The organism is Mumia sp. zg.B21 (assembly GCF_019550855.1).
Taxonomy (GTDB): Bacteria; Actinomycetota; Actinomycetes; order Propionibacteriales; family Nocardioidaceae; genus Mumia.
In genome coordinates, this window is record NZ_JAHWCJ010000001.1 from 1,614,761 (window position 1) to 1,628,666 (window position 13,906).

14 protein-coding genes and 1 pseudogene are annotated in these 13,906 nt (G+C 71.1%); 3 read left to right on the forward strand and 12 right to left on the reverse strand.

What is annotated here, in order from left to right; genetic code table 11:
• Window positions 1-220: 220 nt before the first annotated feature.
• From KV100_RS20130 to KV100_RS07825, 7 genes are all read right to left on the reverse strand, one after another.
• On the reverse strand, window positions 221-1,174 hold the full coding sequence (locus KV100_RS20130) for a hypothetical protein (protein ID WP_308291384.1): 954 nt from the start codon (window positions 1,172-1,174) through the stop codon (window positions 221-223).
• 127 nt (window positions 1,175-1,301) lie between these two features.
• Window positions 1,302-2,099 (reverse strand): hypothetical protein, encoded by a 798-nt coding sequence (locus KV100_RS07800; RefSeq protein ID WP_220342268.1) that lies wholly within the window; start codon window positions 2,097-2,099, stop codon window positions 1,302-1,304.
• Window positions 2,100-2,145: 46 nt separating this feature from the next.
• Window positions 2,146-3,051, reverse strand: a complete 906-nt coding sequence (locus tag KV100_RS07805; protein WP_220342269.1) for a carbohydrate ABC transporter permease — start codon at window positions 3,049-3,051, stop codon at window positions 2,146-2,148.
• On the reverse strand, window positions 3,048-4,040 hold the full coding sequence (locus KV100_RS07810) for a carbohydrate ABC transporter permease (protein WP_220342270.1): 993 nt from the start codon (window positions 4,038-4,040) through the stop codon (window positions 3,048-3,050). Before KV100_RS07810 ends, KV100_RS07805 begins: the two co-directional genes overlap by 4 nt.
• Window positions 4,037-5,455, reverse strand: coding sequence for an N-acetylglucosamine/diacetylchitobiose ABC transporter substrate-binding protein (ngcE, locus tag KV100_RS07815; protein WP_220342271.1), 1,419 nt, complete (start codon window positions 5,453-5,455; stop codon window positions 4,037-4,039). Before ngcE ends, KV100_RS07810 begins: the two co-directional genes overlap by 4 nt.
• A 30-nt stretch (window positions 5,456-5,485) precedes the next feature.
• The gene (locus KV100_RS07820) at window positions 5,486-6,241 is read right to left on the reverse strand and encodes a sugar isomerase domain-containing protein (RefSeq protein WP_220342272.1); all 756 of its coding nucleotides are present in this window, start codon (window positions 6,239-6,241) and stop codon (window positions 5,486-5,488) included.
• Window positions 6,234-7,211 carry a MurR/RpiR family transcriptional regulator gene (locus tag KV100_RS07825; protein WP_220342273.1) on the reverse strand — a complete coding sequence of 326 codons (978 nt, stop codon included), beginning with the start codon at window positions 7,209-7,211 and terminating at the stop codon, window positions 6,234-6,236. The genes KV100_RS07820 and KV100_RS07825 overlap by 8 nt, the downstream gene beginning before the upstream one ends.
• Window positions 7,212-7,316: 105 nt before the next feature.
• Between KV100_RS07825 and KV100_RS07830 the strand changes: the two genes are divergently transcribed.
• The gene (locus tag KV100_RS07830; RefSeq protein WP_220342274.1) at window positions 7,317-8,318 is read left to right on the forward strand and encodes an N-acetylglucosamine kinase; all 1,002 of its coding nucleotides are present in this window, start codon (window positions 7,317-7,319) and stop codon (window positions 8,316-8,318) included.
• Here the strand turns inward: KV100_RS07830 and KV100_RS07835 are convergent.
• Together KV100_RS07835 and KV100_RS07840 are read right to left on the reverse strand one after the other, a co-directional pair.
• Window positions 8,310-9,230, reverse strand: coding sequence for a GNAT family N-acetyltransferase (locus KV100_RS07835; RefSeq protein ID WP_220342275.1), 921 nt, complete (start codon window positions 9,228-9,230; stop codon window positions 8,310-8,312). The two genes, KV100_RS07830 and KV100_RS07835, sit on opposite strands and share 9 nt — an antisense overlap.
• A 34-nt stretch (window positions 9,231-9,264) precedes the next feature.
• Window positions 9,265-10,929: a DUF885 domain-containing protein gene (locus KV100_RS07840; RefSeq protein WP_220342276.1), complete on the reverse strand. Its 1,665-nt coding sequence runs from the start codon at window positions 10,927-10,929 to the stop codon at window positions 9,265-9,267.
• A gap of 103 nt (window positions 10,930-11,032) precedes the next feature.
• On the opposite strand from KV100_RS07840, the gene KV100_RS07845 reads away from it, so the two are divergent.
• Entirely contained in the window at window positions 11,033-11,545 is a 513-nt protein-coding gene (locus tag KV100_RS07845) for a GNAT family N-acetyltransferase (RefSeq protein WP_220342277.1), read from the forward strand.
• 44 nt (window positions 11,546-11,589) lie between these two features.
• On the opposite strand, the pseudogene KV100_RS20365 reads toward KV100_RS07845, so the two are convergent.
• The 3 genes and pseudogenes from KV100_RS20365 to KV100_RS07855 form a co-directional block, all read right to left on the reverse strand.
• Window positions 11,590-11,853, reverse strand: a pseudogene (locus tag KV100_RS20365) (DUF2809 domain-containing protein); the annotation flags it as partial.
• Window positions 11,850-12,512: a (2Fe-2S)-binding protein gene (locus tag KV100_RS07850; protein ID WP_220342278.1), complete on the reverse strand. Its 663-nt coding sequence runs from the start codon at window positions 12,510-12,512 to the stop codon at window positions 11,850-11,852. The pseudogene KV100_RS20365 and the gene KV100_RS07850, both read right to left, overlap by 4 nt.
• Window positions 12,509-13,099 (reverse strand): bifunctional 2-polyprenyl-6-hydroxyphenol methylase/3-demethylubiquinol 3-O-methyltransferase UbiG, encoded by a 591-nt coding sequence (locus tag KV100_RS07855; protein ID WP_220342279.1) that lies wholly within the window; start codon window positions 13,097-13,099, stop codon window positions 12,509-12,511. The genes KV100_RS07850 and KV100_RS07855 overlap by 4 nt, the downstream gene beginning before the upstream one ends.
• Before the next feature lie 149 nt (window positions 13,100-13,248).
• Here KV100_RS07855 and KV100_RS07860 point away from each other — a divergent pair, with 149 nt between their 5' ends.
• On the forward strand, window positions 13,249-13,884 hold the full coding sequence (locus tag KV100_RS07860) for a maleylpyruvate isomerase N-terminal domain-containing protein (protein WP_220342280.1): 636 nt from the start codon (window positions 13,249-13,251) through the stop codon (window positions 13,882-13,884).
• Window positions 13,885-13,906: the final 22 nt, after the last annotated feature.

Here is a 13,906-nt window from a genome sequence, read left to right on the forward strand (position 1 = left end):
CCTTCCGAGCGGAGTGAGCATATGGGTAGGTTGACCGCCGTCTTCACCGTCGGGCTCACCGTGGTCGGGATCCGCAGCGCGCGACCGCGACGCCTTCTCGGTGCCCCCAGGGTGTGACCCGGCAGTTCCGGTCTGGAACGGCTGGGGCAAGACGCTCGACCTGGCGGACGGCTGCACGGGTGCCTGGCGTCCACGTGTTCTCGTGCGTCCATCGCGCCGGCTAGGTGCGGACGACCTCCGCGTCCGATGTGTGCAGCGGCCTGGTCGGGAGCAGCCGGGACTCGTCCGTCCACCCCACGACCCACCCGCCCTCGTGGACGCGTCCGACGATCCGCAGGGTGTCGCCGAGACGAGGAGGGGCGCCGGACCCGACCCTCGTCCTCCACTGGTGGGTCACGTCACCGACCGCCACGCTGACGAGGGCCTCGTCCGGCTTCGCCAGCCGTACCCAGTCGACCGCGACCGTGTCGACGCGGTCGCGGCCGCGCAGGAGCGAGGCGAGCGCCAACGGCGTGAACCCGAGCGCGAGCCGCACGACGCCGTAGGCGAGCAGGAGCGCGAGTCCGAAGAACCGCGCGCCGTCGAAGGCGAGGAACCACAGCCAGTCGATCGCACGGAGAACGAGAGGATAGTCCGCGGGCGGGACGTCATCGACGAGGAACGCCCGGTCGTCGGCAGGGAGGAGGACGACCCGGACCTTGCCGCCGTCGTTCGGACTGGCTTGGTGCGCCGTCATAGTCCGCCACAGCTCCACGTCGCGACCGTCCTGGAGGCGGACCGTGTCGTCGGAGTGGTAGCGAGCGGCGACGTGTGGCTCCGAGCCGACGAGAGCCTCGGCCCGCGCCTGCATCCAGACGCTGTGGGCACCGACGGCGGCGGCCCCGAGGACGCCCGACCCGGCGAGGAGCGCGGCGACGACACCGAGGACGACGCGACGGCGCAGTGCGCTCGGGAGGTGGGCGATCACGGCGTGACTGTAGCGGTCTCCGCCGGTCCGGCGGACGACGAAGCCGCTACTTGCTCGCCCCCTGGGACACCGAGAGGCGAACGCCGCCATCCCCTGCGACAGGACGTAGTTGTCCCGATTGGTGTTGAGAGCGACCGGCAGCAAGAACTGGTTCCACAGGCCCAGGAAGTTGAAGATCGCCACCGAGGCGATGCCCGGCCTGGCCATCGGCAGGCAGCATCACCTGGAAGAACGTCCGCCACTTCCGTCGTACGCCGTGGCGAGCGTGTCGAGATCGACCAGCTCCTTCGGCTCTCCCGGCGAGCCGGCCCGTGGATCCACCACGCGGCCCAGCCTAGGTGCGTACGACCTCGGCGTCCGGTGTGTGCAGCGGGCCGGTCGGGAGCAGCCGCGACTCGTCCGTCCAGGCCAGGACCCACCCGCCGTCGCGGACCCGGCCGACCATCCTCAGGGTGTCGCCGAGCCGAGGAGGAGCGTCGGACCCGACCCTGGTCGTCCACTGGTGGGTCACGTCACCGACCGCCACGCTGACGAGGGCCTCGTCCGGCTTCGCCAGCCGTGCCCAGTCGACCACCACCGCGTCGACGCCGTCGCGGCCGCGCAGGAGCGAGGGCAGGGCACGCGGCGTGAACCCGAGCGCGAGCCGGACCGCGCCGACCCAGATGCCCAAGAGCAGCCCGAAGAACAGCGACGCTCGCGGGACGCGGGTGACCCAGTCGACGCCTCGCTGCCAGACCGCGTACTCGGCGTCGGGGAGCTCGGCGGCAAGGACGGCCCGATCCTGACCGGGAAACACGACGACCTCGACCTTCTCGTTGAGGTCTGGAGCCACCTCGCTGACCGGGAACTCCGGCCGCCACAGCGACACGACGCGCCCGCCGGCCAGGCGCGCGTGCTCGTCGTCGGCGAGCGAGAAGGTGATTCCCGTCCCCGACCCCGAGTCGGCGGAACCGAGGTAGGTGGCCGTCGCCCGGGGCTCCGTCACTGCCAGGCGCTCCGCCCGCACCTGCATCCAGACGCTGTGGTGGATGCCGACGGCCGCCCCGGCGAGGGCACCCGACCCGGCGAGGAGCGCGGCGACGACACCGAGGACGACGCGACGGCGCAATGCGCTCGGGAGGTGGGCGATCACGGCGTGACTGTAGCGGTCTCCGCCGGTCCGGCGGACGACGAAGCCGCTACTTGCTCGCCCCCTGCGACACCGACCCCTGGAGCTGGCGCTGGAAGATCACGTACACGATCAGGACCGGGACGATGGTGATCACGACGGCCGCGAAGAGCCGGCCGTAGTCGGTGTTGTAGCCCGCCCGCGAGGCGAACGCCGCCATCCCCTGCGACAGGACGTAGTTGTCCCGGTTGGTGTTGAGCGCGACCGGCAGCAAGAACTGGTTCCACAGCCCGAGGAAGTTGAAGATCGCCACCGACGCGATGCCCGGCTTGGCCATCGGGAGCATGACCTGGAAGAACTTCCGCCACTCCCCCGCACCGTCGATCTCCGCCGCCTCGGCGATCTCCTCGGGCAGCACCCGGAAGAACGGGTAGAGGAAGAAGACGGTGAACGGGAGGGCGAAGGCGACGTAGGTGATGATCAGCCCCGGCAGCGTGTTGAGGACACCGAAGCCCTTGAGCACGAAGAACAGCGGCACGATCGCCAGGAACACCGGGAACGTCAGCCCGGCCAGCATCATGTAGTAGATCAGGCGGTTGCCGGGGAAGGTGTAGCGCGCGAGCACGTAGGCGCACATCGACCCGAGCAGCATGACGAGCACCAGTGCCGTGCCGACCACCACGACGGTGTTGAGGAAGTAGCGGCCGATGCCCTCCGACGTCCAGGCCGAGACGTAGTTGTCGAAGCTCCAGGTCGCGGGCCAGGAGAACGGGGAGGAGAAGATCTCGTTGCTGGTCTTGAACGACGAGAGCAGCGTCCACAGCAGCGGGACGATGACCAGCAACGCCCAGAAGCCCAGCACGATGTGGGCGAGCGACGAGACCGCGCGATCGGCCTTGCGGCCGGGCGCGCCGCCCGCCGGGGCGGCGACCTCTCGCACGGACTCCTGTCGTGACGGTTCGGTGCTCGTCGTCATCGCCGTACCCCTTCCTGTCGGCCGCCCGCGAGGCGGTTCACGGTGAAGACGAGCGCCGCGAAGACGAGGGTCGCGATCGCCATGACCACACCCATCGCGCTCGCGAGCCCGAACTGACCCTTCTCGAACGCGGTGAGAAGCAGTCGCTGCGGCATGACCAGCGTCGAGTTCTCCGGGCCACCGCCCGGGTTGAGCGCCGCCATGTAGACGAAGGCGTCGAGCGCGAGGATGCCTAGATAGATGTACGCCGTCTGGACGTTGTCCCGGATCAGGGGCAGCGTCACCGACAACGCCGTACGCAGGCGACCCGCGCCGTCGATCCGGGCGGCGTCGTACAGCTCGCCGGGCACGCTCTTGATCGCCGCGACGAACAGCACCATGTAGAACCCGACGAAGCCCCAGATGATGACGAACATCGACGCGGGCATCGCCGTACGCGCGTCACCGAGCCAGGGGTACGAGGCGAACCCGTCCAGCCCGATCCCGGTCAGCACACCGTTGAGCAACCCGTTGGACGGGTCGAACATCTGCAGCCAGATGAGCCCGATGACGATCGCCGGGATCGTGTACGGGAAGAACGAGATGACGCGGTAGAAGCTGGACCCCCTCAGGCCCCGGGTTGCTCCGTACGACGAGCCGCCGACCGTGATCATCGTGGCCAGTGCGAACGCCAGCACGACGGTCACGAACGGTACGACGATCGCCAGGTAGACGTTGTTGCGCAGCGACGTCATGAAGATGTCGTCGTCGAGCAGCTTCTGGTAGTTCTCCAGGCCGATGAAGTTCATGTCGGGCGTGAAGCCGGACCAGTCGGTCAGGGAGTACCAGAACGCCTGTACGAAGGGCCACACCACGAACACCGAGAAGATCGCGAGCGGCAGCACGAGGAACACCAGCACGAAGCTGATGCGGTCGAACGTCCAGGGCCGCCGCTTCTTCTTGCGCGGCTTCTCGGTGTCCGCGATGGGGACCAGAGGGGACTCGATCACGTGACGGGGATCTTCTTGATCGAGTCGTCCTCACGGACCTTGTCCGTGATGTCCTGCAGACGCGAGGTCAGCTCCTTCACGCTCGACTTGCCCGCGAGGAAGCTGTTCCAGACGACGAGCTGGTCGACGTTGGTGCCGTAGAGGTCGACGAACGTCCAGGTGAAGACGTTCGGGCCCGCCGCCTTGAGCATGTCGGTCTGCGACACGAGGGCGGTCGACCCGAAGCCGTCGGCGGGAACGGTGTCCTTGACGATGGTCGGCGCCAGCTTGGTCTTGGCGAAGTTGGTCGCCGCCTCCTTCGAGAGCATCGTCCGCAACAGCTCCTTGCCGCCGGGGACGTTCTTGCCCTTCGACGGCACCTGGAACGGCTCACCTGCCGCAGCGTGCAAGGCCTCCCACGGCATCGCCGAGCTGTCGTCGACGACCATCTCGGGGAAGCCCTTCATGTCGAAGCCGGCCTTCGTCTGGTCCTTCATCTCGTTCTCGATCCAGGACCCGGACGGGTAGAGCAGCGCGTCCTGGTTGTTGCTCCACTGCGCCTGGGCGGCCGTGAACTGCGTGCCCGCACCGCCGGGCTTCATGTAGCCGCGGTCCACGATCGTGCCCATGGCCTCGAAGACCGCCTGCACCGCCGGCTTCGACCAGCAGTTGGCCTCGAGGTTCTCCAGCGCCAGCCGGACCTCGTCGCCGCCCTGCTTGATCGCCGACCCGATCGCCATCGTCTGGTAGTAGGTCGCCGCCTCCTTGCCCCACAGGAAGAGGTACTTGCCGGCCTTCTTCGCCTCCGCGCCGAGCGCGATGGCCTCGTCCCACGTCTTCGGAGGCGTCCACCCGTTCTTCTCGAACAGGCTCGAGGAGTACCAGACGGCGTACACCGTCATCACGTAGTTGAGCGCGGCGAACTTGCCGTCGAACGTGCCGGGCGCCTCGATGCCCTCGTACAGGGTGTCCCGGATCTTCGTCCCCTCGAGGTTCTCCGCGTCCAGGACGTCGGAGAGGTCCTCCACCTGGTCGAGGATCGTGGCGAAGCCGATCGAGTTCTCGCCGGAGTTGTCGATCAGGTCGGGCGGGTCGCCGGCGACGAAGCGCGGCTGCAGCTCCTGGGAGATCTCGGTGGTCGGCGAGACCTTGACCGTCGATCCCTTGTGGTTCTTCTGCATGATCGTCGCCGCGAAGGCGACGTAGTCGGTGCCGTAGCCGCCGTCGAAGATCACCGCGTCGGTGGTCGAGTCGGCGGCCATCCCGAACGGGTTGTCCTCGCTCTTCTTGCCGCCCTTGGTGGAGCTGTCGTTGTCGGAGTCGTTGCTGCTCCCGGCGCAGGCGGCCAGCGCGCTGCTCAGCGGCAGCACCGCCGCCGCGGCCAACGCGCCCCGTAGCAGGGTGCGCCGGTCGACCGTCTTCTTCTCGATACTCATCTGGAGTGCCTTCCCTGTGGTGGTGTGGTGTCAGGCATGGCGCCGGAGCCGGTCGCCGTACTGGTCCTCGAGCTGGTGGTTGTGGTCGTCGCCGCCGGGGATGTTGGCGGAGAGGTAGATGGGCGGCACCGAGCCGGCTGCCGCGAGGCGCTCGGAGACGCCGATCGTCAGCAGCTGCGCGATGAACGCGGCGGTCAGGGACGAGACCGCGCCGACGCCGATGTCGCCGTCGAGCGTCAGTGTGGTGTCTCCGTACGGGGCGAGGTTGTCGATCACGACGTCGGCGACCTCGCTGAGGCGCTTGCCGCTCGGGTGCTTGGGGGTGACGCGTGAGGTGTGCTCGATGCTCGTCACCGCGATGACAGGGTTGCCGTGCTCCTTGGCCAGCAGGGCGAGGCCGACGATCGACCCGTTGACGCCGGAGTTGGAGGCGATGACGAAGACGTCGTTCGGATCTGCCTTCGTGATCTCCCACAGCTCCTCGACGACCGACGGGTCACGCTCGAGCTTCGGGTCGCTCAGGACCGAGACGTCCTGGCTGCCGAACAGGGCGACGTCACGCAGGGCGAGGTTGGCCGTGGGGATCAGGCCACCGGCACGGCCGGCGATCTCCATCGCGAACGCCTGCGAGTGGCCGGTGCCGAAGGCCTGCACGATCCCGCCGGCCTGGAGCGCGGTCGTGATCAGCTCGATCGCCGGGTCCAGCCCGCCGTCGTCGGCCAGCCTCGCGAGCTGCTCGAGCCGGCTCGTGGTCTCGTGCAGGAACTGCTGGGAGGTGTCAGACATGCGTCTCGCTTCCGGTGCTGTCGGAGGTCGGGCGGGCGGATCGGGCAGATCGGGCGGCTCGGGACCTGATGGACCGGCGGTGCGGGAGCACCGCCATCGCGGAGGCTGCAAGCTTGGTCGTCGTCCGCGCGAAGTCCTGCTGGGCGACGAGCAGGTAGATCAGGTCGAGGAGGAAGAGCTGCGAGTGCTTGGCGGAGAGGTCATCGGGCTGGAGATACTCCTCCGGGGCCGCGGCGACGACGTGCTCGTGGGCGACGCTGGCCAGCGGGGAGTCGGGGTTGTTGGTGAGGGCGACCGCGTACGCGCCCGACGAGTGCGCCTGGGCAAGCATCTGGATGGTCTCGAGGGTGCGTCCGGTGTTGGAGATCCCGATGGCGACGCTGTGCTCGTCCTGGATCGAGGCGCTCGCCAGGCCCGCGTGCACCTCGGACCAGGCGTGGACGTTGATCCCGATCCGGTAGAGGCGCGACTGCAGCTCGTCGGCCATCAGCCCGCTGCCACCGATCCCGTAGATGTCGAGGTGCTGGCAGCCTGCGATCGCGGTGGCGATGCGATCGATCTGGGGGAGGTCCACCGAGCTGGCGGTCGCCTGGACCGAGCGGGTGTGCGCGTGCAGGAGGGAGTGGAGGATGTCGTGGGAGGAGTCCTCGGGGTCGAACGCCCGCCCGATGTCGGTGTGCCACGAGGCTTGGACGTCGCCCCGTCCCACGTCGGCCGCCACCCCCACCCGCAGCGGCACGTAGCCGGAGTAGCCGATCAGCCGGCAGAACCTGGTGACTGTCGCGGGCGAGGTGCCGGCGCGGGCAGCGAGCTCGGTGATGGAGAGCTCCAGCGGCGCGGTGGGCTGCTCGAGGAGGAGCGCGGCGATCTTTGCCATGGCGCTCGACATCTGCGGGCGTCTAGCCTGGATCCGCTCGGCCACCCCGAGCGCGCTCGGCATCCCTGGCGCGGTGTCTGTGCGAGCGTCCATGCCTGCTCTCCGTGAAAATCCATCTCAGAGACTTGGAAATCGGTTGAAAACTATTCCCACCAGGCGTGTGTGGTCAATGTCACATGCGGTTTCGGATCGATAACGATGTCTGTCGTGCTCGCTGTCGATGCCGGAGGAACCTCCACGCGCGCCGTCGTGGTGGACATGTCCGGACGGTCCCTGGGCTATGGCCGGTCCGGCGGCGGCAACCCCGTCTCGTCCGGCCGCGCCGCGGCCGCTGAGTCCCTGGCGGAGGCGGTCGGCGGGGCTCTGGGCACCGCCGGTGTCGCGGCGTCCTCGGTCTCGTCGGTGACGATCGCGATGGCCGGGGCGGCGACCCACCTGCCTCCCGCCGACCCGAGCAACGACGCGATCGGGGACGCGCTCGGGGCCTGCGGAGTGGTCGCACCGTTCGCCCTCCGCTCCGACCTCCTGGCGATGTTCTGCGCAGGGACCCCCGACCTCGACGGCTACGCGATGGTCGCCGGCACCGGCGCCGCCGCGATCCGCGTCAGAGGCGGACAGGTCGAGCGTGCTGTCGACGGCATGGGGTGGTTGCTCGGTGACTCGGGGTCCGGGTTCTGGATCGGCCACGCGGTCGCCCGCGCGGTCGTCGCCGACGTCGACGGCCGCGGCCCCTCGACCCCGATGACGCCGGCGCTGCTCGGGATGCTCGACCTCACCCCGACGGAGACGACCAGGACCGTCCCGCGCGCACCTGCGCTCCAGCAGCTCGTCGACGTCGTGTACGCGATGCGACCGGTGCGGCTCGCCCAGTTCGCCCCGCTGGCCTTCGCCTATCCCCGGGACCCGATCGCCCGGCAGATCGTGGACGAGGCTGTCGGCGCCCTCGCGAGGACCATCACCGCCGCGGTCGTCCCGGACGTCGACGGTCCGCTCGTCCTCGGTGGCAGCGTGCTGCTCCGGCAGGAGGAGGTCTCGACCGCGGTCGAGAAGACATGGCGCGCGCGCGGTCGTACGGGCGCCGCCCACCTGGTCGAGGACGGCACCGCGGGTGCGGCCGTCCTCGCCCTCCGCGACGGCGGCACCGTGGTCGACGGTGAGGTGTTCGGGCGCCTGGTCAGCAGCCTTGCCGCATTACGCTGACGCGTCGCTGCCCGCGTCCAGCGGCTTGCGGAGCGCGAGGAACGTGCGCCCCGGCACGGCGCCGACCGTCCGGGCGTAGAAGTCGACCGGTCCCACCCAGGCGATCTCGCACGAGGTGCGTCCGGCATCGACGTAGTCCGACAGGCACGCACGCAGGAGTGCGGACCCGATGCCCCTGCCCCGTGCCGCAGGCGAGGAGCCCATCGGCCCGAACCACCCGGCGCGGTTGGTGTCGTACGCGGCGAAGCCGAGGTAGGCGCCGTCCTCGACCGCCACGAAGCAGCTGACGGGCTGCCGCAGCAGCGCCGCCCCCGCCTCCGCCGCCCACGTCTCGCCCCAGGTCTCGCGCATCCACGCCTCGAACGCCGGCCACTCCTCGAGCCTCAGCCGACGCAGCGGGACCGACGCAGGGGTGGCCGCACGGACGAGGTCGACGTGGGTGGCGAGATCGACGTCCAGGTTGGTCGCCGGTGGCCCGTCGGGCGGCTCGTAGCCGCACGCGGCGAAGAACGCGGTCGTGCCCTCGTCCGCGGTGTCGACGCCCGGCCACCAGTACGCAGGGGCGCTCCCGCCCGCCTGGATGCCGGTCGCGCCACGCGCGGCGGCAGCCTCCTCGAGCGCGGTCATGAGCAGGCGACCCACCCCGGAGCGCCGGTGCCCCTCCCCCACGACGACCACCGTCACGTACGCACGGACCGTCCCGTCGCGCTCGGCGACACTGCCGAAGGCTCCCCCGACGACCTCACCGCCGCGCTCGGCGAGGAACGCCAGACGCTGGTCGTCGAGGGCTCCCCACAGGAGGTGCTCCAGACCGCCGGTGTCGTCGCCCGCGTCGTCGGGGAGGCCTGCGCGCAGCAGGTCGAGGACGGCGGTGCGGTCGTCGGCGGCCGCGAGGCGGACGGTGGTCGTCATGGACGCCGACCCTAGGCGCTGGGGCTCCGGGCCGTCAGCCGAGGAGAGCGCGGCGCAGCGTCCCGAGGCCGACGCTGCCCATCGCGAGCGCCCTCGAGTGGAACTCCTTGAGGTCGGCCACGCCGGGGCCGCCGTGTTGGTCGACCCATGCCTCGCGGAGCTGCTCCCAGAGACGCTGACCGACCTTGTAGGACGGCGCCTGCCCCGGCCAGCCCAGATAGCGGTCGACCTCGAAGCGGACGAACGCCTCGTCCATGTTGACGTGCTCGAGCATGAACGGGAGCGCGTCGTCGCCGGTCCACCGTCCGCTCCTGTCGGGCTTCGGCAGGCCGAGGTGGACGCCGATGTCGACGACGACCCGCGCCGCGCGCATCCGCTGACCGTCGAGCATCCCGAACCGGTCCGCCGGGTCGTCGAGATAGCCGAGGTCGGCCATCAGCCGCTCGGCGTAGAGCGCCCACCCCTCGCCGTGCCCGCTGTTCCAGTTCAGGCGCCGCCAGCCGTTCAGCTCGGCGCTGTTGTAGGTCGCGAGACCCACCTGGAGGTGATGGCCGGGGACGCCCTCGTGGTAGACGGTCGTCAGCTCGCGCCAGGCGTCGAACTCGGTGACGCCCTCGGGCACCGCCCACCACATCCGCCCCGGCCGCGTGAAGTCCTCGGTCGGGCCGGTGTAGTAGATGCCGCCGTCGTGCGTCGGAGCGAGGCAGCACTCGAGGCGGCGCAGCGGCTCGGGGATGTCGAAGTGGGTGGCACCGAGCTCGGCGACGGCGCGGTCGCTGGTCGTCTGCATCCAGGCCTGGAGGGCGTCGGTGCCCTTCAGGCGTCTGTCCGTGTCGGACTCGAGGTGGGCGACGGCCTCGATGACGCTCGCCCCGGGAAGGATCCGGTCGGCCAGCGCCTCCTGCTCGGCCACCATCCGGGCGAGCTCCTCGACCCCCCAGGCGTAGGTCTCCTCGAGGTCGACCTCGACGCCGATGAAGCCGCGGGCGGCGAGGGCGTACCGCTCGCGTCCTACGCCGTCGGCGGTCGGCGCCGCCGGGGCCAGCTCGTCGTCGAGGAACCGGGCGAGCCCGGCGTACGCCTCCGCCGCGGCACGCGCGCCGCGCTCCAGGTCGGCCGTCAGCGAGTCGGGCGCGGTCGACGATTCGACCAGGCGCGCGAAGTAGCCGTCCGGCGCCGCGTGGCCGCGCGCCTGCTCGGCGACCGCCCACGCCTGCCGTACGGCCGGCATGGTGCCCGCCGCGATGCCGGCACGGAGGGAGGCGACGTAGCCGTCGATCGCCGCGGGGACGTTCGCGAGGCGCTTGGCGACGTGGTCCCAGTCAGCCTCGGTCGCCGTCGGCATCAGGTCGAAGATCTCGCGGACGGCCTGCGCGGGGGAGGCGATGACGTTGAGGTTGCGCTGCCACTCCCCGGCGTCGTGACGCTCGACCTCGAGCTCGAGGGTGCGGACGAGCTCGTCGCGGGTGATCTCGTCGGTCGCGTCGCGCACCTCCGTCGTACGGACCTGCGCGAGCGTGCGGCGCACCGCATCGACGTGGGCCTCGGCCCCCTCCGGCGAGAGATCGGTGTAGTCGCCTTCGCGACCGGGTCGGCCCAGCTCGACGTGGAGCTCGGGGTTGAGACCGAGGAGCTCGTCCAACCATGAGTCGGCGAGCTGGTCCATCGGTGTTGCGGTCCGAGAGATGGAAGAACTCATGGAACGAACGTACCTACCGCCCCGTGCGGGGCCGTGCGGGTGGCCCGGCGCAACGTCGCCGGGTCGGCGCCGCCGGACACGCGGCACCCCTAGCCTGACCAGCATGAGTCCGCAGCTGCGTCCCGCACGGGTGGAGGACGCGTCGACGCTGGCGAAGATCTGGCACGAGGGTTGGGGCGACGGCCATCTCGGCCAGGTCCCGGACGCGCTGGTGGCGGCACGGACCTCGGCGTCGTTCGAGGAGCGCACGCTCGCCCGGATCGCCGACATGACGGTCGCCGTGGTCGACGACACGGTGGCGGGGTTCGTGATCGTGGACGGTGACGAGGTCGAGCAGGTCTATGTCGACCGCGCGTACCGGGGCCGCGTCGTCGCCCCTGTGCTGCTCGCGGAGGCCGAGCGGCAGGTCGCCGCAGCCGGTCACACCCGCTCGTGGCTCGCGGTTGCCCCCGGCAACCTGCGGGCGCGACGCTTCTACGAGCGGTCCGGGTGGGTCGACGCCGGCGGCTTCACGTACGAGGCAGAGGTCGCCGGGGGCCGGTTCCCCGTGCCGTGCCGCCGGTACGAGAAGCAGGTCGCACAGAGCACGCCACCCAGCGCCGCGCCGACGGCGTAACACGGCAGATCCGGTGCCCAGAACGTCGTCCCCAGCACGAGACGTGCCGCGGGCACGCGTTCGGCCATCGCCGCCGGCACACCGGTGAGCTGGAAGAGCTCGACGGCGACGCACACCGCGAAGCCGACGAGCGTCGCCACGAGAGGCGACGTCCGCGGCCGGACAGCCACGACGACCAGGACGACGACGGTCGCGTAGAGCGTGTCCCCGAGCGGCCCGGCAAGCGGTGCGGGCGCGACGACCCGCGCGGCCAGTCCGGCCGCGACCACACCGAGGACGGCGACCGAGATCGCAATGCGGGAGCTCATCGCGTCAGGACGCAGTCGCCGCAGTAGCCGCCGCCCGGCACGCGGTAGTAGAGGCAGCACGACCGCCGGACAAAGGTGCCGCGGACGACGTCGCCGGTGCCGGCGTACGGAGGTCGGCCGAGCGTGGCGAGGGCGAACGCGGTGGCCGCGGGCACGAGGTCGGGCCGGCTCGCCCGCAGGCCCGCGACCGCTCCGAACAGCGCGGAGGACACGTTGCCCCAGAGGATCGTGCGTGAGAGTCCGAAGCCGGTGGCGAAGCGGTCCACGAGGACGGAGAGGGCCTCGTCGAGCCCCCCCGGCTGGCCGGCGCGCTCGACCGCAAGCGGCCAGGGTCCCGTCTCGAACGGCCGCCACCACACCGTGCCCAGCGCCAGCGGCGGGGCCGCCACCCCGAGTGCCGCCGCGCCGACGACCGGGGACAGCAGCCGGGAGAACAGCCCGAGCGACACCGTCGATGCCGCCACCCGCTCCTCGACCTCACCACCGGCGAGCCCGGCCAGGGACGCGCGGGTGTACGCGGTCCGCTCCTCCAGCGGCCCCGGCTGCAGCAGATCCTCGAACGGACGCCATCCCGCGGCGGCAGGGTCGGCGGGCGCCGGGTCGAGCGAGAAGTACGGCCCGAGCGAGGCCAGCGCCGGACGCCAGTCGTCCCCCGTCACTCGGGGACGCGCAGGAGCGTGACGGCGAAGTCGGCGTCGTCGTCGTACGGCACGAGGTCCCACGTCGCGAACCGTTGCTCGACGACGAGGCCGACCGCAGCGGCGTCGACGTCCAGGTCCGCAGGCCCGTACGGCCGGTCGGTCCGGAAGCCGAGCACGATCCGGCCACCGGGGCGGACGTGCACCCGCAGGCGTTCGAGCACGGCGCGCTCCGACCCGGGGGCGAGGAAGATCATCACGTTGCCCGCGCACACGACGAGATCGAACGGGTCGCCGGGGAGGTCCAGCGTGGCGAGGTCGGCGACCCGCCACTCCGGACCGGGATGGTCCTCCTCCGCGGCCGCGATGAGTGCGGGGTCGACGTCGACGCCCACCACGTCGTGGCCGGCGGCGTGCAGACGCGCCGCGATCCGCCCAGGACCGCAGCCGGCATCCAGGATCCGAGCACCCGGCGGGACCAGCGCGTTCACGAGACGGGCCTCACCGCCGAGATCCACACCCTCGCGCTCCATGGTGCGGAAGCGATCGATGTACCACTGGGAGTGCCCGTCGGAGGTGTCGGTGAACCAGCGTGGCGTCGAGGTCATGCCCTCATCCTGCCGCCGTGTCCGCCGTCACCCCACCCCGCCCGGTGTGACGAGCGCGAGGGCGGGTGGCGCGCCGCAGTCCCGTCATCACCACGGACGTGCCCGCGTCGGAGGTCGTCCCCGTGCAGTCCCGCCTACGATCGCGTCGCATGGACTCCTGCGACGACGCCTTCGTGACCGCAGCGCACCTCGCCCTCCACCTCGTGACGCGGCCCGAGGTCGCGAGCCGTTGGGACGCGCGGAGCGCGCTGCCCGAGATGACGGTCGGGATGCTGGCCTGCCACCTCGGGAGGCAGAGTGCGCGTGCCGCCGCGGTCCTCGTGATGGACTCACCAGACGCTCCGCTGCGCGACGCCGGTGAGCACTACCGGCGCGCCGCCTGGGTGCGCACGACGGATCTCAGCGATCCGGCGCACGACCGGAGCACCGACGCGGACGAGGCGTCGCAGGGGTTCGCAGCGATGCGGGACCGGTGCAGCGACACCGTCAGCGCCGTAGGCCGGCTGTTGCGGGACGGCGGCGCGGCGGAGGTCGTCGCGATCCCGTGGCAGGGCTGGAGTCTGCGGCGCCCCGACTTCCTGCTCACGCGGATGGTCGAGATCGTCGTGCACGCCGACGACCTCGCTCGGAGCATCGACGTGCCGACGCCGCCGTTCCCCGACGACGTCTACCTGCCCGTCCTCCACCTGCTGGCCGAGCTCGCGACCGAGCGGCACGGCCAGGCCGCGATCATCAGCGCTCTCACGCGCCGCGAGCGGATGCCGGACACGGTCAGCGCGTTCTGAGCTCGGCGGTCGTCGCGGCGCT